Below are 19,377 nucleotides of genomic sequence, written 5' to 3'. Positions count from 1 at the left end.
AGCGAGCCCACCGCCGGGGTTCCCCGATCACGATATATCGCAACGGGCCAGTACGTCGAGCAGCTGCCGCCGCAGCGCCTCCGGCGTGGGCCGCCCGGCCGGCGGCCCTGACAGCAATCCGACCAGATACGGCGCCAGCGGCCCCGCGCGCAGCAGCGACGCGCCGGGAGCGGGCGGCCTGCCCTCCACGGCCAGGAACAACGTGGCCCCGAGCGCCCACAGGTCGCCCGCCGGACCCGGCACCACCTCCGGCGGCAGGTAGGCGGGCGGCGGCGCCGGCACCGGCGGCGGGACCAGCGCGGCCCGGCCCTCGGCGTCGATCAGCACGGTGCCCGGCTGCACCCCGCCGTGGTGCTCGCCGCGCCCGTGCCACGCGGCGAGCCGGTCGAGCACCGCCAGCCCCACGCCCGCCACCCGCGCGGGCGGCAGCGGCCCGTCGGCCGCGACCACCTGCTCCAGGGAGCGGTCCGACGCGAGCCGCCCCAGCGTCCACTCCAGCGCGTCCACCGGCGGCACGGCCGGCGTGAGCATCGCCCTGATCAGCGCCCGCAGCGGGTCCGAGGCCTCGGCCGGCACCTGGCCGGGCGGCCTGCCCTCGACCGCGAAGTGCAGCGTGGCGGCCAGCGACCACAGATCGGCGCCCGGCCGCATCCCCATCGAGGGCAGCCCGAACCCGGTCAGCAACGCCCGCCCGGTCGGCGACAGCAGCACGTTGCCCGGCTGCACCCGCCCGTGCACGATCCCGGCCGCGTGCGCCGCCGTCAGCGCCGACAGCACGTACACGCCCACCCGGGCCGTCTGCCGCACCGGCAGCGGACCCCGCCCGCGCACCGTCTGCTCCAGCGACGAGCCCTCCGCGAACGCCGTCACCAGCCACGGCTCGCCGTCCTCCACCGGCACGTCGAGCAGCGGCGCGATCGCCGGATGCACGAACCCCACCGTCCGGCGCGCCTCCCGCACCGCCGTGTCCAGGCTCCCGGCGGGGGCGCGCAGCCGCCGCACCACCACGTCACGGTGCTCCACCTCGTCGAAGGCCAGCAACAGCTCGCCCCCGCCGAGGGGGTTCAGCAGCCGATAACGCCCCGCGAGCTTCCCGGTGTCTCCCATGGCCACGTGCACCAGCGATACGCCTCCCGACGAGCTGTGTACCCCGTCAGGCAAGCCACGCCTCATGCGCGGCGTGCAACCTGCCCCACAGCTTCTCCTTCTCCCTGCCGCTCACGTCCTCCAGCGGCAGGGAGAAGACGTCGGCCAGCGCGGCGAAGTAGTCGCGGGCGCTGTCCAGCGTCACCCTGTCGGCCCCCACGCCGAGCCGCGACAGCACCAGCCCGCGCAGGCTGTCGATTCCCCGCGCGTCCCGCCGCTGCACCACCGCGACCCGCACGAACCCCGACTCCGGCGACGTGGTCAGGTGCTCGTGCTTGGCCGCGAAGTCCGCCATCACGGCCGGTTCCATGCCGAAGTCCATGCGGATGAACGAGCCGCTCGGGTCGTGGTCCAGCCGCCACCCGCCGGGCGCCAGGTCCGACGGGCGCAGCCCGTACTCGTGCGGGCCCTGACGGTAGACGCCGGAGACCAGCGGGAGCGGCTCGTGCAGCCCGTCGCCCAGCCCGACGTCCGCCAGCCAAGCGCCACCAGGGTTGGTCTCGTCCGGCAGCCCCGACACGGTCAGCACCAGGTGGTTGCCGGTGATCCCCGGCTCCTCGCCCCGGCCCTGCGCCCCGCCCACATGACGCGTCACCGCGTAGCCGAGCTTCGCCAGCAGCTCGGAGAACGCCCCGTTCAGGTGGTAGCAGTAGCCGCCGCGGCCGCCGAGTATCCGGCCCGCCGACTCCAGCGGATCCACCGTCGTGGGCCTGCCCAGCCAGATCTCCAGCACCTCGTACGCGACCCGTTCCACGTGCGCGGTGTGCAGGGCGCGCAGGGCGGCGGCGGAGGGCGCGGCGTGCTCCAGTTCGGGCAGGCCGAGACGGCGCAAGTATCCAGGGATGTCCACTGCCCAAGTCTGCACCGGATGTGCACGAATTGGGGAGTGCCGTCTGCACACCCCGCTTCTAGGCTCTCGATTGTGACGCAGCGGCGACGCATTCTCGTGGTGGAAGACGACCAGACGATCGCGCTGGCCGTGCGCGACCGGCTGGCCGCCGAGGGGTTCCAGGTCAGGACGGCCGGCGACGGGCAGACCGGGCTCGCCGAGTTCGACCGGGCCGAGCCCGACCTGGTGATCCTGGACCGGCTGCTGCCGGGGCTCGACGGGCTGGAGGTGTGCCGCAGGATGCAGGCCGCCCGGCCGGTGCCCGTCCTCATGCTGACCGCGCTCGGCGAGGAGACCGACGTGCTGGTCGGGCTGGGCGTGGGCGCGGACGACTACCTGGCCAAGCCGTTCAGCATGCGCGAGCTGGTGGCCAGGATCCACGCGCTGCTGCGCCGGGTGGAACGGGCCGGACAGCTCGCCGCCGAGGACACCGTGATCAAGGTGGGGGAGGTGCGCATCGACACCGCCGCCCGCCGGGTCTTCGTCCGCGGCGCCGAGGCCCAGCTCACCCGCACCGAGTTCGACCTGCTGCGCCGCCTCGCCGAGCGGCCGGGCCAGGTGTTCGAGCGGGAACGGCTGCTGTCGGACGTGTGGGGGTTCTCCGAGGCGGCCGCCACCCGGACGGTCGACAGCCATGTGCGGGCGCTGCGCCGCAAGCTCGGCTCCGACGTGGTCCGCACCGTGCACGGCGTCGGCTACGCGCTGGTGCGGCCATGAGACCGCTCGACTTCCTGGGCCGGATCAAGGTCAAGCTCGGCATCGTCATCGTGCTGGCCGTCGCCACCGCGTTCGTGGTGAACGAGGTCGGCATCAACTCGGGGCTCTCGCGCGAGGTGCGCATCGGCGTGGCCGTGGCGCTCGCCCTCATCATGGTGCAGCTGCTCGCCATGGGCATGACCAGGCCGCTGCGCGAGATGGCCAGGGCCGCCCAGACCATCGCCAAGGGCCGCTACTCGCTGCGCGTCCAGGCCACCTCGCGCGACGAGGTGGGCGAGCTGGCGCGGGCCTTCAACGCGATGGCCGCCGACCTCGGCGAGGTCGACCGGCAGCGCCGCGAGCTGGTCGCCAACGTCAGCCACGAGCTGCGCACGCCCATCACCGGCCTGCGCGCCGTCCTGGAGAACGTCGTGGACGGCGTGTCCGCGCCCGACCCCGTCACCATGCGCACCGCGCTCGCCCAGACGGAACGGCTCGGCCGGCTGGTCGCCCAGCTCCTCGACCTGTCTCGGCTCGACTCCGGCGCGCGGCTCATCGAACCGGAGGCGGTCGAGCTCCGGCCCCTGGTGGAGCAGGCCGTCCTGGAGGCGGCGCTGGCGCGCGAGGACGTCCGGCTCGCCACCTCGGTCCCCGCCGGGCTCGTGGTCCTCGCCGACCCCGACCTGCTGGCGCAGGTCCTGGCCAACCTGCTCGACAACGCCGTACGGCACAGCCCGCCGGACGGCACGGTCACCGTGACCGCCTCGCCTTCCGGGGCCGGTGTGTGTCTCTCCGTCGCCGACCGGGGGCCGGGCATCCCGGCGCCGGCCAGGGCGCGCGTCTTCGAACGCTTCTCCAGGCTCGACGCCGGGCGCACCGCCGACGGCGGGGGCGCCGGGCTGGGCCTGGCCATCGTCAAGGAGATCGTCGAACTGCACGGCGGTTCGATCCGCATCGACGACTGCGCGGGATGCCGCATGCTCGTCGACCTACCAGGGAGGACTGCGATGGCGCCCGAAGAGGCCCGCCCGCCACGTTCCCAAGATCCCGCGCCTTCCCCCATCACGGCATCCGCCTCCACCTCGACAGATCCAGCCACCGCCAACCCCGAACTGGCCGGCGCCGTACCGGCCGGCGCCGCGCTGGCTGGCGCCGAACCGGCCGATCCCGAACCCGCTGACGCCGAACCGGCTGGCGCTGTGTCGGCTCGGGCCGTGCCTGCGAGTTCCGGCGGCATCGATGCCCTGCGCGTCGACTCCACGCTTACGACCGCTGGACGTGCCGAGGCTTCGGATGCCGACCCCGCGCCGCCCACGCGGGCCGGTTCGGAGTACGTCGGCTCGGGGCGGTCTGATGCGTCGCATGCCGGGTCCGGTCTCGCGTATGCGTCCGGGTCGGTCGGCGAGAGTTCGGGGGGCGTTGATGCGCTCGCGGTGGAGGCCGGGCAGGAGGGCTCGGCGAGTTCCGGGCGGCCCGACCCCGCTGGGGCGGGCTCCGCGCTGGGTGACTCCGGATGGTCTGACGCGTCGCGTGCCGGGTCCGATCTCGCACACGCGCCCGGGTCGGCTGGCGCCATGGCGGCGAGTTCGGGGGGCGTTGATGTGCCTGCAGTGGACGCCGGGCAGGAGGACTCGGTGCTGCCTAGTTCCGGGGGGTCCGATTCCGCGCGGGCGGGCTCCGCGCTGGGTGACTCTGGACGGGTCAGCGCGTCGCGTGCCGGGTCTGGTCTCGCGCACGCGTTGTCCGGGCGGGCCGGCTCCGTGCCGGTGGGCGGCGATGCTTCACGGGCCGGTTCCGCGCTCGCGGGTGCTGGGGGCGACCCTCTGGGTGTGGGCTCTGCGGCCGCCGCGCGGGTGAGGGCCGGGCGGGGTGACGTGGTGGGTGTCGGTGGGGATCCGGGGCTTTCTTCAGCGGGGCGGGGTGGCTCCGGGGTGGTGGGCGGCGTGCCGCCGGTGCCGGGGGATGACTCGCCGATCAAGGGGCTGGTCAAGATCGTGGCTGGGGGGATCGTCGGGCTGGCCGTGGGGTTCGTGGCCGGGCTGCTCGCCGCCGCTTTCGCGAGCGTGATCTTCGGGGACTCGGCCGCGGTGGTCACGCTCGTGTGCGTCACCGCGTTGTTCGGGGCCATCGGAGCGTCGCTGGGCGCCAGCGCGGCCCGCCGCGCCGCCGAGCACGCTCACCTGGTCGCGACGTACGGGCCGGTCGCGCAGGCGTACGGATCGGCTGGTCCGGGCGGGGAGGCCGGGCTGGGCGGGCGTGCGCAAGCGGGTGCGAGCGGGCAGACGTACGCGGCAGCCGGTGCGGGTGTGCAGGGGTACGGCCCGGTCAGTTCAAGCGGACAGGTGCCACCAGGCGGGCCGGGGTCCGCTGGACAGCACGACCCGGGATCCGCAGGACAGCTCGGGCCGAGGCCCGGAGGGCAGCTCGGGTCGGGATCTGCAGGACAGCACGGATCGGGGTCCGCAGGACAGCACGACCCAGGAGCTGCAGGGCAGCACGGGTCGGGATCCGCAGGGCAGCTCGGGTCGAGGTCCGCTGGGCAGCACGGGTCGGGATCCGCAGGGCAGCTCGGGTCGAGGTCCGCTGGGCAGCTCGGGTCGGGATCCGCTGGGCAGCACGGGTCGGGATCCGCAGGGCAGCATGGGGCGAGGTCCGTAGGACAGTACGGGGCGGCGTCCGTAGGGCAGCACGGATCGGGATCGGCGGGTCAGTACGGGCTGGGAGCGGGCAATGCGTACGGGCCGCCGCCGGTTTATACGCCGCCGCCGCTTTTCCCGCGGCCGGAGCTGCCCGAGACGCCTCGGTGGCTGTTGCCCACGGCCGGAGGGGCGGGGGTGTTCGCGGCGATCGCGCTGCCCGATGCCCAGATCGGGCTGGGGATCGTGCTGGTGTGCGTGGTGCTCGGGGCCGCCGCGCTCCCGGCCGTCGTACGGCGGATGACGCCGTGGACGATCGCGTTCGGACTCACCTCGTACTGGCTGATCGCGATGGCGGCCGTCAGGGACGCCGACTGGCTGGTGACGATCCTGCTCCTGGCGGGGGCGGGGCTGGCCGCGCTGGCCGTGTCGGGGGCGGGGCTCGGATGGCTGGGAGTCATCAGGGGAGGCGCCTCCATCCTGCTCGCGTTCGGCCCGCTGCCCTGGTTCCTGGCCGCGCCGCTGAAGGGCCTGGCGGCCAGGCGGCGGATCCTGCCGACGCTGACCGGGCTCGGCATCACGGCGGTGCTGCTGGTGGTGTTCGGGCTCCTGTTCTCCTCGGCCGACCCGGTGTTCGCCTCCTACGTGGAGCGGCTGACCACCACGCCCGACTGGGCCGAGTCGCTGCCGGCGCGGATCGTGCTGTTCGCCGTGTTCGCGGCGCTGCTGGCGGCGGTGGTGCTGGTGGCGCTCCGGCCGGTCGCCGACCCCGTGGGCCCGGACATCAAGATGCCGGTGAGCAGGTCCATCTGGCTGGTGCCGCTCACCGCGGTCAACCTGCTGTTCGCGGCGTTCGTCGCGGTGCAGATCACCGCGCTGTTCGGCGGCGACGCGTGGGTGCTGAAGACCGCGGGCCTCACCTACGCCGAGTACGCCAGGCAGGGCTTCTTCCAGCTCGTCGTGGTCAGCCTGGCCGTGCTGGGCATCGTCGCGGTGGCCGCCGGCGTGATCAAGACCGAGCGGCGGGAGCGGTGGGTGCTCGCCGGGCAGCTCGGCGTGCTCTGCGGGCTGACCATGGTGGTGCTGTTCTCCGCGCTGCACCGGATGGACCTCTACACCGACGCGTACGGGCTGTCCCGGCTGCGGCTGTCGGTGGAGGCGACGGTCTACTGGCTGGGCGCGCTGTTCGCGCTGGTGCTGCTGGCAGGGGCGGGGCGGCTCGCCGGGCGCGGCTCGGGATGGCTGCCGCGCACCATCGTCCTGGTGACCGGGCTGGCCCTGGGCGCCTTCGCGGTGGTGAACCCGGACCTGCGGGTGGCGGAGTCCCAGGTGGCGGTGCGCGGCGTGCAGAAGCTGGACTCCGACTACCTCGGCGACCTCGGGGCCGAGGCGGTCCCGGCGCTGGACCGGCTGCCCGAGCCGCTGCGCAGCTGCGTGCTCGCCGACGTCGTGGCGGCCAACGGGCTGGACCGGCCCGACTCGTGGAACGGCTGGAACCTGGACAGGACCGCGGCCCGAGCCCTCCTCGCCGAACGCCCGATCATCGGCAAGGATCTCTCGGACCCGACGCTGACGCGTTCTGACGGGTCGTGTTTCGTACAGGCTCCTGGTGGTTGAATCTTGGGGTGATGTTCGACGTAGTCATCAGCGGCGGGCGGGTGCTCGACGGCACCGGAGCTCCCCCGTACCGGGCGGACGTGGGGATCACCGGTGACCGGGTCACGGCGGTCGGCCGGCTCGACGGCGCCGGTGCGGCCGCCGAGATCGACGCGGCCGGGCGGCTGGTGGCTCCTGGGTTCGTCGACTGCCACGTGCACGGCGACGCGGTGGTGTTCGACCGGTCGGTGCAGCTCGCGGCGCTCCGGCAGGGCGTGACCACGTTCGTGCTGGGCCAGGACGGGCTGTCGTTCGCGCCCGGCTCGGCCGAGACCGTCGCGTACGCGTCCCGCTATTTCGCGGCCGTCAACGGCCCGCTCGGCGAGGGCCCGCTGACCGTGGCCGAGCTGCTCGGCGGCTACGACCGCGCGGTCGCGCTGAACACCGCCTACCTGCTGCCGCACGGCACGATCCGCTACGACGTGATGGGCGCCTCGCCCGCCCACGCCTCCCGCGACGACCTGGCGCTCATGCTGGCGGCGGTCGAGCGCGGCCTGTCCGAGGGCGCCGTGGGGCTGTCGAGCGGCCTGGAGTACCTGCCGGGACGTTACGCGGGCGCCGACGAGCTGGCCGAGCTCTGCCGCCCGCTCGGCGGTCTCCCGTACGTCACCCACATGCGCGCCTACGGCGCCAGGGCCGAGACCGGCATCAGTGAGGTGGTGGAGATCGCCACCCGGTCCGGCGCGGCCGTGCACGTCTCCCACCTGCACGGACCGGCCGACCTGCTGCTGCCGCTGCTCGACCGGGCGCAGGCCGGGAGCGTCGACCTCACCTTCGACACCTACCCCTACCTGCGCAGCAGCACGATCCTGGCCATGGTGGCGCTGCCGCCCCAGGTGCCCGCCGCCGACACCGAGAGGGCCCTGGAGATGCTCCGCTCCGGCGACCTCGACTCCTGGTGGCCGGAGCTGGAGCGGACCTGGCCGCGGCTGACCGTCTCGCACGCGCCCGGCCTGGAATGGTCCGAGGGCATGACCATGGTCGCCGCGGCGGAGCGCGCGGGGGTGGAGCCGGCCGAGTTCTGCCGCCGCCTGCTCGTCGAGACCCGCCTGGAGGCCGGCTGCGTGTCGGCCCGTCCCGACGAGGGCCCGGCGGGGGAGGAGTCGGTGCGCCGCGTGCTGCGCCACCCGTCGCACACCGGCGGCTCCGACGGCATCTACGTGGGCGGCCACCCGCACCCGCGCGGCTTCGGGGCGTTCGCCCGCTTCCTCGGCCGTCATGTCCGCGAGCTCGGCGACTGGACGTGGGAGCAGGCCGTGGTGCACCTGTCGTCCCACCCGGCGCGGCGGTTCGGGCTGGCGGACCGGGGGCTGCTGCGTCCCGGGTTCGCCGCCGACGTGGTGGTGCTGGACCCGCGCACCGTCGCCGACAGAGCCACGTACGAGGCGCCGCGCACGCTCGCCGCCGGGATCGGCGACGTGCTGGTGTCGGGGGAGCGGGTGCTGGCGGACGGCGAGCTGACCGGGGCCACTCCCGGCAGGGCCCTCCGGCCAAGATCCGCAGGATAAGGTCAGAACCGGGCAGAGGGGGAGTGCGTGCCGGAGATGCTGGGGCGTTCGGTGTTCGGCGGGGAGCTGGGCTTCCCGCTGATGGTCGTGCACCGCGACGCGCTGCACCACAACATCGCCACCATGGCCGCCTTCGCCCGCGACCACGGCATGGAGCTCGCCCCGCACGCCAAGACCCACATGTCACCCGAGATCTCCGCCCGCCAGCTCGACGCGGGCGCGTGGGGGCTGACCGTGGCCACGCCCGCGCAGGCGCGGACGGTGCGCGGGTTCGGGGTCAGCCGGATCATGGTGGCCAACCAGGTCGTGGACCCCGCGGGGCTGCGCTGGGCGGCTGCCGAGCTCGACGCGGACCCCGGGTTCACGCTGATGTCCTTCGTCGACTCCCCGGCGGGGGCCGACCTCCTGGCCGCCGCCGCCGGCTCGCGGCCGTTCCAGGTGCTGGCCGAGCTGGGCCACCCGGGCGGCAGGGCGGGGTGCCGTACGCTCGACGACCTGCTGGCGCTGGCCGCGCACGTCCAGCGGACCGACGGGGTCGAGCTGGTGGGGGTCGCCGGGTACGAGGGATCGCTCGGCACGGCGCAAGAAGTCCGGAAATATCTGGATCTGTTGCAGGAGGCCGTCGAACACCTCCGCATCCGCACCCCCATCCTCACCGTCGGCGGCAGCCAGTGGTTCGACGTGATCGGCCGCCACCTGGTCGCCACCCATGCCAAGGTCCTCCTGCGCAGCGGCGCCTACGTCACCCACGACGACGGCTACTACCGCGAGCGCACCCCCTACAACCGGATCGACGGCGAGCTGCGCCCCGCGCTCGAGGTGTGGGCGCACGTCCTGTCGACCCCCGAACCCGGCCTCGCGGTGGTGGGCATGGGCAAGCGCGACGCCCCGTACGACGAGGGTCTGCCCGTGCCCAGGCGAGGCGGCGTCACCGTCGTCAAGATGCAGGACCAGCACACGATCGTGCGCGCCGACGGGCTCAAGCCCGGCGACCTGCTCGCGTTCGGCATCTCCCACCCGTGCACCGCCTTCGACAAGTGGCGCGAGCTGCCCCTGGTCGACGGCGACTACCGGGTTGCCGGCACCATCACCACCCGTTTCCAGGAGCAGCCGTGAAGAAAGAGCTGAGAACGACCGAGGGCGCCGCCCCCATCGGCGCCTACTCGCAGGGGCTCGTCGTGGGCGACTTCGTCTACACCTCCGGCATGGGCCCGCTCGACCCGCAGACCGGCGAGCTCGCAGGCGACGACATCGTCACCCAGACCCACCAGGTGATGCGCAACCTCGGCGCCATCCTGGCCGCCCACGGCCTCGGCTTCGACGACGTCGTCAAGGCGACCGTCCACCTCCAGCACCTCAAGCGCGACTTCGCCGCCTACAACGAGGTCTACCAGTCCTACTTCACCCAGCCCTACCCCGTACGCACCACCGTCGGGTCGCAGCTGCTCGACATCCTGGTGGAGATCGACTTCGTCGCGCACAAGAGCGCCTGAGGGACGCCCGTCGTGGACAGTTCGGTGTTCGCCTTCGTCGAGGACCTGCGCGGCGAGGGCGTCGAGCGGGTGCTCGACAGGATCAGCGGGTACGGCGCGGCCGGCGTCACGGTCGGCGCCGTCCACCACGCCGCCCGCGACGTCACCCCGCACGGGCTGTCCCGGCTGACCGTGCGCCGCGACGGGGCCCACTTCCCCCCGCCCGGCGACCTGTTCTCCAGCCTGCGGCTGCGGCCGCCGGCCGGACACCAGGACGCCTTCGACGGGCTGCGCGAGGCGTGCGGCGAGCGCGGCCTGCGGCTGCACGGCTGGACCGTGTTCCTGCGCAACGCCACGCTCGGCGAGGCGCACCCCGACGTGACCGTGCGCGACTGCTTCGGCGACCGCGGCTCGCCCGCCGACCTGTGCCCCGCCCATCCTGACGCGCGCGCGTACGCCGTCGCCCTCGCCAGGGCGGTGGCCAGGCTCGGCGTCGACTCCGTGGTGGCCGAGTCGCTGCACTTCAGGCCGCTGCGGGCGGAGCGCTCGTTCGTGCCGCTCGGGCCGATGGACGCCTGCATGTTCGGGCTCTGCTTCTGCGACTACTGCATGCGCCGCGCCGCCGATCTGGGCGTGGACGCCGAGGTGGCGCGCGAGGAGTGCGCGAGGATCCTCGGCGGCGTGCTCGACGGCGACCCGCCCGCGCAGGGCGAGGTGACCAGGGCCGCGCTCACCGCGTACGCCGGGCCCGACGTCGTCGCCTACGCCCGCGCCCGCTCCGAGACCGTCACCACCCTCGTCTCCGAAGTGGCGTCGGCCGTCGGCGACGAGGGGTCGAGACTGGTGTTCGCCGACGCGACCGGCGGCGTCAAGGGCTACCGCGACGGGCTGCCCACCCCCGGGCTGGCCGCCCACGACGCCTGGCAGCTCGGCGTTGACCTGGTGGCTCTCGGCGACCTGGTGCCCGCCTTCGCCGTGCTCGCGTACGCGCGCGACGCCGCCAGGGTGGCCGACGACGTCGGCGCCTACCTGCGCTCGGTCGGCAAGGACCGCGAGGTGCGCGCGGTGCTGCGGCCCGGCTACCCCGACACCGACTCCGCCGACCGGCTGGTCGCCAAGGCCCGCGCGGCCAAGGCGGCGGGCGCGTCGGCGGTCGACTTCTACGCCTACGGCCTCATGCCGCACCCGGTGCTCGACCGCATCCCGGCCGCCCTCTCGGAGATCCGCTGACCTGACGTACGGCCCGCTCCCGCCGTACGCGGCCTTCAGCCGACCCCGTCCAGCACCGCCGCGACCGCGTCCCGCGCGAACCCGTCAGGCAGGGGCACCCCTCGGAACACCGACCTGACCCACACCGCCCCGGCCAGCAGGTCGACCACGAGCATCGGGTCGACCGACTCCTTCAGCTCGCCCCGCCGTACCGCACGCTCGAAGATCTCGCGTTCCCTGGCGAACCGGTCGGCGAAGAACCGCCGCGCGTCCAGCTCCGGATGCTCCACCGCCGCGCCCAGCGCGGCCACCGCGACATCCGCGGCCGGCGGCTCCGACAGGAGCCGCACGACGCCCTCCACCAGCGCGACCAGGTCGCCGCGCAGGCTCCCCGTGTCGGGCGCCGTGAACCCCAGCAGGTCGGCCTCGACCAGCGCCGCGCCCAGCAGCGCCGCCTTCGACGGCCACCACCGGTAGATCGTCGTCTTGTTCACCCCGGACCGCTCCGCCACGCCCTCGACGGTCAGCCCCGCGTAGCCCTTCTCGGCCACCAGACGCAGCGTCGCGTCGAAGATCTCCTGCTGCTTCCTCGGCGCCATGCGATCATTTTCTCCCGGCGAACGCGGTGGCCACGCCCAGACCGAGATAGACGACACCGCTCACGTACCTCAAGGTCCTGGCCCTGCGGGCGAGCCGGCCGCCCAGAGCGCCCGCCGCGACCGCGTACACGACGTCCGAGATCAGCCCGAGCAGCAGCAGCGTGAGGCCGAGCACCACCACCTGCAGCGCCGGCGACCCCGCCGACGGGTCCACGAACTGCGGCAGGAACGCCAGGAAGAACAGCGTCACCTTGGGGTTCAGCACGTTGACCAGCACGCCCTCCAGGAACACCTGCCGCAGCGGCTGCCGGGGCGGCTCCCGCGTCGTCTCGTCGTCCTTGGCGGTGAACGCCCTGATCGCCAGATAGACGAGGTAAGCGACGCCTGCCCACTTCACGATCGCGAACAGCGTCGCCGACTGCGAGATCACGTACGACAGCCCCAGCGCCGCCGCGGCGATGTGCACCAGCGTGCCCGCCTCCACCCCGAGCGCGCTCGCCAGCCCCGCCGACCGGCCCTGGGCCAGCCCTCTGGCGGTGATGTAGAGGTGGTTGGGCCCCGGGACCAGCACCAGGGCGAGCGAAGCGGTGGCGAACAGCAGGAACGTCGTGAGGGAGACCATGCGCTGACTGTACGAGCACGTTTGGTCCCCATATAAGAGCCAATCCGCCCCGCTTGAGGTGGGCCAATCGATTGTCGGCCCCGCATGGCATAGTGACGGCGTGAACGGTTCTCTCGTCGGGCGAGCGACCGAGCTTTCCCGGCTCGTCCGCGTGCTCGAAGCGGCCGCGGCCGGCACCGCCGGGGTCGCGCTCGTCGGCGGCGACGCCGGCATCGGCAAGACCCGCCTCACCACCGAGCTGGTGGCCGAGGCCCGCGAGCGCGGCTTCCGCGTGCTCGTCGGCCAGTGCGCCGAGCTCGGCGACACGCTGCCCTACCTTCCGCTGGCCGACGCCCTGCGCGGCGCCGAGCCCGCGGTGGCCGCGGCCGCCGCCGCCCACCCGCTGCTCGGCCAGCTCCTGCCGGGCACCGAGACCGCCCCGCAGGCCGGCCTCACCCAGCAGCGGCTGTTCGGCTCGCTGCTCGGCCTGCTCAACGAGGTCCAGCCGGTGCTGTTCGTGATCGAGGACCTCCACTGGGCCGACCGGTCCACCCGCGACCTGCTCGTGTTCCTCAGCCGCATGGTGCAGACCGAGCGGGTCTGCGTCGCCGGCACCTACCGCACCGACGACATCCACCGCCGCCACCCGCTCCGCTCGGTCCTGGCCGAGCTCAAGCGCCTGCCGACCGTCACCAGCGTTGAGCTGGGCCCGCTCGGCGCCGGCGAGATGTCCGACTACGTGTCCACGCTCGGCTCCGTCGCCGCCCGCGACCTCGGCCTGATCATCAGCCGTGCCGACGGCAACCCGTTCTACGCCGAGGAGCTGTTCGCCGCCCTGGCCGAGGGCGACGACCTGCCCGACGGCCTGGCAAGTTTGCTGATGTCCCGGGTCGAGGTGCTCTCCGAGCCCGGCCAGCGGGTGCTGCGCGCCGCCGCCGTCGCCGGCCGCCGCGTCGAGGACGAGCTGCTGCGCGAGGTCTCCGGGCTGCCGCTGCCGGAGTTCGAGGAGGCGGTGCGGGAGATCGTCTCGCGCGGGCTGCTCCGCGTCCACGGCCAGGGTTACGCCTTCCGCCACGCCCTGCTGCAGGAGGCGGTCTACAACGACCTGCTGCCCGGCGAGCGCACCCGGCTCCACGCCGCCTTCGCCCGCCTGCTCACCTCGCCCGCCGAACTGGCCCACCACCACCTCGCCGGGCACGACCTGGCCGGCGCGCTGGCCGCCTCCGCCGAAGCCGGCCGCCAGGCCGAGCGCCTCGGCGCCCCCGCCGAGGCCCACAACCACTACGACCGCGCGCTCGGCCTGTGGGACCGCGTCGACCGCGCCGAGGAGCTGGCCGGCGAGACCCGGGAGACGATCGCCCTCCGCAGCGCCGTCGCCGCCGCCGACAGCGGCGACAACCACCGCGCCGTCACCGCCCTGCGCGCCCTGCCGCAGACCTCCGAGGTGAGCGAACGGCTCGCCTACTACCTCGCCGAGATCGACCACCTCGACGCCGCCGTGGTGGCCGCCGAACACGCGGTCGCGACCGCGTCCGACCAGGTCTCGCTGGCCAGAGCCCTGGCCACGCACGCCCGCGCCCTCCTGTGGACCCCACGCCACGCCGAGGTCGAGGAGCTCGCCCACCGCGCCCTCGACACCGCCCGCCGCGCCGGCGCCAAGGACGCAGAGACGAGCGCCCAGATCATCCTCGCCATCTACACCGAGCTCCACCACGGCCTCACCAAGGCCCACGACCTGGTGCGGCTCGTCACCACCGAGCGCACCGGCGACCTGGCGATGGACCTGCGCGCCCGCTTCCACCACGCCCGCATCCACTACGACCAGGGCCTCATGGCCGAGGCGGCCGAGGTCGCCGACGCCGGCATCCGCCTCGCCTACGAGACCGGCCTCAACTGGAGCACCTACGGCACCGAGCTGCGCTTCCTCCGCTTCCTCATCCACTACGCCTCCGGCGACTGGGACCAGGCCGAGGCGGTCGCGTCCGGCTTCGCCGCCCGCGTCGGCACCATCCCGGAGGCCACGCTGTCGTCGTTCGCCCTGTTCATCGAGGTCGGCCGAGGCAGCCCCGCCGTGGAGAGCCGCCTGGAGTGGCTGAGCCCGTTCCGGCACGACCAGTTCATCGCCTACATGTTCCGCGGCCTGGCCGCCGAGCACGCCCTCTGGAAGGGCGACCCGGCCGCCGCCCTCGACCACGTACGCGCCGCGCTCGACGCCCTGGTCGCCGGCGACGCCGCCAGCATCCGCATCGCCGCCGTCGGCCTCTGGGCCCTCGCCGAGCTCGGCACCACCGACGGCGCCGACGACCTCCTGGGCACCGCCCGCCACGCCGCCGAGTCCGGCATCGTCGGCGAACGCGTCCAGATGGGCCCCGAGGGCCAGGCGTGGGCGCTGCGCGCCGAGGCCGAATGGCACCGCGTCCACGGCCGCCCCGACCCCGAGCTGTGGCGCCAGGTCGCCGACGCCTTCTCCTTCTTCCCCTACGAGGAAGCCCGCGCCCGCTGGCGCCTCGCCGAAGCCCTCCTCGCCTCAGGCGACCGCGACGCCGCAGAGGCCGAATGGTCCCGAGCCGACGCGACCGCCACCCGCCTGCGCGCCGAACCCCTGCGCCGCGCCCTCGCCGACCTCGCCCGCCGCGCCCGCTTCGGCGGCGGAGGCACGGACGGCCTGCTCACCGCCCGCGAGCAGGAGGTGCTCGGTCTCGTCGCCGAAGGGCTGACCAACAAGGAGATCGCCGCCCGTCTTTTCATCGCGCAGAAGACGGTCAGCGTCCACGTCTCCAACATCCTCGCCAAACTCGACGTCTCCACCCGCACCCAGGCCGCGGCCATCGCCCGCCGCGACGGCCTCATCCCGTGACGAGGTCCCGCACCACCTGGATCAGCTCGGCCGGATCGAACGGCTTCGTCAGATAGGCGTCGACCCCGATCTCCCTGCCCCGGCGCTTGTCGTCGTCCTGCGCCCTGGCCGTGATCAGCACCACCTTGATGTGCCGCGTCGCCTCATCGTCACGCAGCCGTGCCGCGGTCGTCCACCCGTCGAGCATCGGCATCATCACGTCGAGCGTGATCAGATCCGGCCGCACCTCCAGCACCCGATCCAGGCAATCCTGCCCATCGGTGGCCGTCTCCACCTCGAACCCCTCAAGGTTGAGATTGACGGCGATGAGCTGACGAATGACCTCGTCATCGTCTACGACCAGAACTTTGCCAAGAACGTCACCCACGGCGGTCAAGCTAGCGGTAGCGGGGCGGTCACGTGGGGTTTTCTGTGGATGTGTTGGCGGACGGTTATCTGGTGCGGAGTGGGTGCGGGATACTGGTAGCCTTGGTTCTCGTTGAGCCCCCTTAGCTCAGGGGATAGAGCACCGGCCTCCGGAGCCGGGTGCGTAGGTTCGAATCCTACAGGGGGCACTCACGATCAGCCGGGCCGGACATTGTCTGACCTGGCTTTTTGCTTTGTTTCCGTATCCATGTGACCTTGCCATCCTGCGACACCGGTAGACGAGATGCGCGAGTCATGGCGCGATTCCTTGATCATCGGTCGTCCTCTCGGGCGCGGTCCATCCGCTCGATCGACACTTCGTCGTAGGCGGCCATGCAACGGTGGTAGAGCCGCTGCAGCACCTCCACGCTGTGCCGGCCATTGGGCTACCTGAGCCGCGGGCACACCGACAGGAGTCGGCGCAGGTCGTGCCGACCATCGTTGAGCTTGTGGACCGCTGGCGGCGAGTTGGAGGCGACGTTGGCTTGCCCTGATTCGCCAGGTTGCCAGATAACCGGGAAACGAAGCTCCACCCGTCGGCGACGCCGGATTGTGAGGCCGGCGCCGCCGCGGGTGGCCAGGTTTCAGTCGCGTGTGGAGCCGCCTGTGGCAGACGTATTCAGCTGCGCGCTCGTCCAGCCGGTGAGCTCCTCGAGGGAGACGCTGTGCCGTGACCCGTCCTGAAGGATTGCCGTGACGCTCTTGACACCGCCACGAGGTGAAACTCTCTCGCGCTGCTCCGTCGTCGGCGCGTCCGGCCACCAGGCCGCGAAGTAGCCGCCGGTGACGGTCGCGGTCACGCTGCCTTTCGCCTCCGTGGAGAGCTCCAGACCCACCACGTCCTCGCCGACCCTGCCGGTCACGGTACGCACGCTCTCCTCACTCGTGCTCATGACCGCGCCGAGGGCGGCCCGCGCCGACTCCGCGGGAACCGGCGGAAGCGGTTGTGCGTCGGGCCCCGGTGTGCTGCCGTGCGAGCCGACGAGGTCGCCATCGTGGAGCAGGCAAGTGATCTCGGCCAGGTAACTGCTGTCGTCGTTGACGTAGACGAGCGTCCACGGCCCCCGGCCCTCGGTCACCACGGGCCGGAAGCCGAGCTCGCGCCCGGTTGTGCGCTTGGCGGTGTCTCGGGCGTTGTCGAGGCACTTCTCCTGGGCGTCGGCGGCCCGGTCACCGCTCACCGTGTGCGGCGTCGCGGTCCACGCTGCCATCGCCGAGCCGCCGCCGAACACGCCGGGCAGCAGCAGCGCTGCCGTGATGCCGACGGCCACCCCTGCGCCGACAGCGGTGAGGCGCCTGGTGGTGAGCAGGCGCGGGCTGCTGGTCGTCGGTACGGGTGCCTCCATCGGGTCGGTGGCCACCACCCGGGCCAGCAGGGCCCGAGCCTTGGGGTCGATGTTGGTATCCAGGTCAGCGGGAGTGACGGCCGGGTCGAAGTCGCGCAGGGCGTGGTCGAGGGTGTCGTTCATCGCATGCTCCGGGAGTCCACGGTGGCGGTTGCCACGGGCTGGGTTGTAGTGGCGGGGGCCGCGTCGGCGTGGCGGCGCAGAGCACGCCGGGCCCGGGTGAGCCGAAGCCGGAACGCGACGGGAGAAATGCCGAGCACCCGCGCGGCCTGTGGGGCTGTGAGGCCGTCCCACACGGCCAAGGCGAGCGCCTCCTGGTGGAGCGGGCTGAGCCGCCGCCACGCCTGGACGAGGTCGAGCCGGCGTGCCACCGACTCGGGGTCCAGCCCGGCCGCCGCGGCGCCGGTCAGCTGGCTGTCGGCGATGCGAACGGTGAGCGCCTGCCGCCGCTGGTCGGCCCGCAGCCCATTGCGCAGAGTGAGGTGCGCCACGCCGAACAGCCAGGCCCGCGCCTCCTCCGCCGCCGGCGGCACGTCATCTAGGCGCCGCCAGGCGACGAGGAACACATCAGCGACCACGTCCTCGGCGTGGGAGGGGTGGACGCGACGCTCGACGAACCGCAGCAACGCGGCATACGTCTGCTCGTAGAGGTGGGCGAAGCGCTGGGTGCGCGGCGGCCCCGTGTCGGTGACGTTCATGTCTAGGTCATGTCCGGCAGGCTCACAGGTGTGTCATGACCCGTCACGACGAGGCGTCGGTCACGGCCTCCTCCGTGCTCTCGCCGGTGACATCGTGTGCCGCCCTGGCCGGCAGCGTCGACCACATCCGGATCGCCATGACGGCCGATAGGGCCGCAAGCACTGAGATTACTTCCTCGCGAACCACTGGCAGTTTTTCCGGGCTCAACACGGCGGCCTGGAAGGGCAGGTCCTGACGGGTCATGGCGCCGATCCCTGTCGGCTCGCCTTGATGGAGAACATCAGCGGGATGCGCGGCCGGCCCTCCGGCAGCCGGTAGACCGGGCCGTGGGCCTCCAGGTTGCCGAAGCGCCTGAAGAGCGTGTGGTCGTGCTCGTGCAGGAAGTCGATGCGCAGCCCGGCCCAGGCCAGTGCGGAGACCACCTCGCCCAAGGTGTGCTGGAACTGGACGGACGTGGTGTTGGCCAGTTCTTCGGAGCCGGTGTAGGTGTACGGCTCGTCCCAGATCTGCGGATCGCTCCTGAAGTAGTCGAACGTGACGGTCGATCCCTCGGCGTCGTCCAGCATGTCGGTGAAGGGGTGGAACTCCGACAGGTACAGGAATCCGCCCGGCTTGAGCAGGGCGGCTACCACCTCGGCCCAGCGCCGCATGTCGGGGAGCCAGACGAGCGCGCCGATCCCGGTGTAGACGATGTCGTAGGCGCCGCCCAGCGCGACGGGGGCGTCGTAGACGTCCGCGGCCACGAAGCGGGCTTCCAAGCCGCACTCCTCGGCCAGGGCGGTGGCGGTCTCGACGGCCTTTTCCGACAGGTCGAGCCCGCAGACCTGGGCGCCTCTCCTCGCCCAGGCGAGGGTGTCGAGCCCGAAGTGGCATTGCAGATGCGCCAGCGACTTGCCGGCGACGTCGCCGACCTCTTCGATCTCGAAGTCCCGCAGCGGGTCGCCGCCCGCCTTGAAACCGGGGACGTCGTAGAAGTCGCTGGCCACGTGGATGGCCACGCGTTCGTCCCAGTTGGCGCGATTGACGGCCAGGTAGTCGATCTCGCTCATGGCGGTCGAGCCTAGGGTCCCGCCCGGCGGTGACCCAACCGGATATCGCCAGCCTGAGGGCGGTGATAGGGAATGCATAGGACGCCTGGGTACCATCGCGATCATGCAGGTTCCTGGTCCGCACTATTCCCCGTTTCATCCCCACAGCCGGCCGATGCCGCCCCCTGCTCCGCCCGTCAACCGGGCGCTCGCCGGTTCCGCTCTGGTCTCCTCAGTCGTGATCGCGATCGGCGCTTTCCTGCCGTGGAGCAAGATGCTGGTGCGCGGTTCGGCGATCGAGGAGGTGACCGGGTTCGAGGATGCCGGCGTGGCGCCGCTTTTCGTCGCGTGGCTCGGTGCCATGTTCGCGGTCGCGGCACTGACCGCGGGCAAGACGACGAACGAGGCCGAGGTCGTGCCGGGGGCGGTCGGCTTGATTCTCTGCGGATCCAGTTGGCTCCTCACCGTCCGGAACTCTGACGAGGCTGTTCTCCGATGGGTCAGCGACGGGCTCTTCGTCTCCCTGGCCGGCTCGGTCGCGCTGTTCGTCATCGGCTTCATGGCGATCGTCCATGACCGCCGGTGGCGCAGGGCGGCGGTGACACGGCCGGCTTGACGGTCACGCCGCCT

17 protein-coding genes and 1 tRNA gene are annotated in these 19,377 nt (G+C 72.9%); 9 read left to right on the top strand and 9 right to left on the bottom strand.

The features are described from left to right. Positions 1 to 27: 27 nt before the first annotated feature. Together ACIBF7_RS27040 and ACIBF7_RS27035 are read right to left on the bottom strand one after the other, a co-directional pair. Entirely contained in the window at positions 28 to 1,107 is a 1,080-nt protein-coding gene (locus ACIBF7_RS27040; RefSeq protein ID WP_397198431.1) for a protein kinase, read from the bottom strand. Between the two features lie 46 nt (positions 1,108 to 1,153). Beyond that, the gene (locus tag ACIBF7_RS27035; protein ID WP_271280023.1) at positions 1,154 to 1,996 is read right to left on the bottom strand and encodes an arylamine N-acetyltransferase; all 843 of its coding nucleotides are present in this window, start codon (positions 1,994 to 1,996) and stop codon (positions 1,154 to 1,156) included. A gap of 72 nt (positions 1,997 to 2,068) precedes the next feature. Between ACIBF7_RS27035 and ACIBF7_RS27030 the strand changes: the two genes are divergently transcribed. The 6 genes from ACIBF7_RS27030 to ACIBF7_RS27005 are packed head-to-tail and all read left to right on the top strand — an operon-like array spanning position 2,069 to position 11,233. Beyond that, on the top strand, positions 2,069 to 2,752 hold the full coding sequence (locus tag ACIBF7_RS27030; protein ID WP_271280024.1) for a response regulator transcription factor: 684 nt from the start codon (positions 2,069 to 2,071) through the stop codon (positions 2,750 to 2,752). Continuing rightward, on the top strand, positions 2,749 to 6,984 hold the full coding sequence (locus ACIBF7_RS27025; RefSeq protein WP_397198430.1) for a DUF4153 domain-containing protein: 4,236 nt from the start codon (positions 2,749 to 2,751) through the stop codon (positions 6,982 to 6,984). The genes ACIBF7_RS27030 and ACIBF7_RS27025 overlap by 4 nt, the downstream gene beginning before the upstream one ends. Positions 6,985 to 6,995: 11 nt before the next feature. Then, a complete protein-coding gene (locus ACIBF7_RS27020) occupies positions 6,996 to 8,531 on the top strand; it encodes an amidohydrolase family protein (protein WP_397198429.1) in 1,536 nt (511 codons plus the stop codon). 36 nt (positions 8,532 to 8,567) lie between these two features. Next, a complete protein-coding gene (locus ACIBF7_RS27015; protein WP_397198587.1) occupies positions 8,568 to 9,647 on the top strand; it encodes an alanine racemase in 1,080 nt (359 codons plus the stop codon). Next, complete coding sequence (locus ACIBF7_RS27010; protein ID WP_148034124.1) at positions 9,644 to 10,024, top strand: RidA family protein; 381 nt, start codon at positions 9,644 to 9,646, stop codon at positions 10,022 to 10,024. The genes ACIBF7_RS27015 and ACIBF7_RS27010 overlap by 4 nt, the downstream gene beginning before the upstream one ends. A 12-nt stretch (positions 10,025 to 10,036) precedes the next feature. Then, positions 10,037 to 11,233, top strand: a complete 1,197-nt coding sequence (locus ACIBF7_RS27005; RefSeq protein ID WP_271280026.1) for a hypothetical protein — start codon at positions 10,037 to 10,039, stop codon at positions 11,231 to 11,233. 35 nt (positions 11,234 to 11,268) lie between these two features. Here ACIBF7_RS27005 and ACIBF7_RS27000 read toward each other — a convergent pair whose 3' ends face one another. Together ACIBF7_RS27000 and ACIBF7_RS26995 are read right to left on the bottom strand one after the other, a co-directional pair. Next, complete coding sequence (locus ACIBF7_RS27000; RefSeq protein WP_148034122.1) at positions 11,269 to 11,811, bottom strand: TetR/AcrR family transcriptional regulator; 543 nt, start codon at positions 11,809 to 11,811, stop codon at positions 11,269 to 11,271. Positions 11,812 to 11,815: 4 nt separating this feature from the next. After that, on the bottom strand, positions 11,816 to 12,433 hold the full coding sequence (locus ACIBF7_RS26995) for a LysE family translocator (protein WP_148034121.1): 618 nt from the start codon (positions 12,431 to 12,433) through the stop codon (positions 11,816 to 11,818). 100 nt (positions 12,434 to 12,533) lie between these two features. Here ACIBF7_RS26995 and ACIBF7_RS26990 point away from each other — a divergent pair, with 100 nt between their 5' ends. Then, positions 12,534 to 15,269, top strand: a complete 2,736-nt coding sequence (locus tag ACIBF7_RS26990) for an AAA family ATPase (RefSeq protein ID WP_364225912.1) — start codon at positions 12,534 to 12,536, stop codon at positions 15,267 to 15,269. Here the strand turns inward: ACIBF7_RS26990 and ACIBF7_RS26985 are convergent. Then, positions 15,259 to 15,636 (bottom strand): response regulator, encoded by a 378-nt coding sequence (locus ACIBF7_RS26985; protein ID WP_364226723.1) that lies wholly within the window; start codon positions 15,634 to 15,636, stop codon positions 15,259 to 15,261. The two genes, ACIBF7_RS26990 and ACIBF7_RS26985, sit on opposite strands and share 11 nt — an antisense overlap. Positions 15,637 to 15,751: 115 nt before the next feature. Here ACIBF7_RS26985 and ACIBF7_RS26980 point away from each other — a divergent pair. Next, positions 15,752 to 15,823: transfer RNA gene (locus tag ACIBF7_RS26980), tRNA-Arg, on the top strand. Between the two features lie 435 nt (positions 15,824 to 16,258). On the opposite strand, the gene ACIBF7_RS26975 is transcribed toward ACIBF7_RS26980, so the two are convergent. Genes ACIBF7_RS26975 through ACIBF7_RS26960 form a run of 4 tightly spaced genes read right to left on the bottom strand, consistent with a single transcriptional unit; the run spans position 16,259 to position 18,768 of the window. Then, positions 16,259 to 17,143 (bottom strand): hypothetical protein, encoded by an 885-nt coding sequence (locus tag ACIBF7_RS26975; protein WP_271278848.1) that lies wholly within the window; start codon positions 17,141 to 17,143, stop codon positions 16,259 to 16,261. Beyond that, entirely contained in the window at positions 17,140 to 17,718 is a 579-nt protein-coding gene (locus tag ACIBF7_RS26970) for an RNA polymerase sigma factor (RefSeq protein WP_271278847.1), read from the bottom strand. Before ACIBF7_RS26970 ends, ACIBF7_RS26975 begins: the two co-directional genes overlap by 4 nt. 43 nt (positions 17,719 to 17,761) lie before the next feature. Beyond that, on the bottom strand, positions 17,762 to 17,962 hold the full coding sequence (locus ACIBF7_RS26965) for a hypothetical protein (protein ID WP_148034117.1): 201 nt from the start codon (positions 17,960 to 17,962) through the stop codon (positions 17,762 to 17,764). Beyond that, complete coding sequence (locus ACIBF7_RS26960; RefSeq protein WP_271278846.1) at positions 17,959 to 18,768, bottom strand: bifunctional 2-polyprenyl-6-hydroxyphenol methylase/3-demethylubiquinol 3-O-methyltransferase UbiG; 810 nt, start codon at positions 18,766 to 18,768, stop codon at positions 17,959 to 17,961. Before ACIBF7_RS26960 ends, ACIBF7_RS26965 begins: the two co-directional genes overlap by 4 nt. Positions 18,769 to 18,871: 103 nt before the next feature. Here ACIBF7_RS26960 and ACIBF7_RS26955 point away from each other — a divergent pair, with 103 nt between their 5' ends. Further along, a complete protein-coding gene (locus ACIBF7_RS26955; RefSeq protein WP_271278845.1) occupies positions 18,872 to 19,363 on the top strand; it encodes a hypothetical protein in 492 nt (163 codons plus the stop codon). Positions 19,364 to 19,377 lie beyond the last annotated feature (14 nt).

Source organism: Nonomuraea sp. NPDC050478 (assembly GCF_044458265.1).
GTDB classification, from domain to species: Bacteria; Actinomycetota; Actinomycetes; order Streptosporangiales; family Streptosporangiaceae; genus Nonomuraea; species Nonomuraea ferruginea.
The sequence above is the reverse complement of the archived record's forward strand: the minus strand, read 5'-3'. Positions and strand labels throughout refer to the sequence as shown.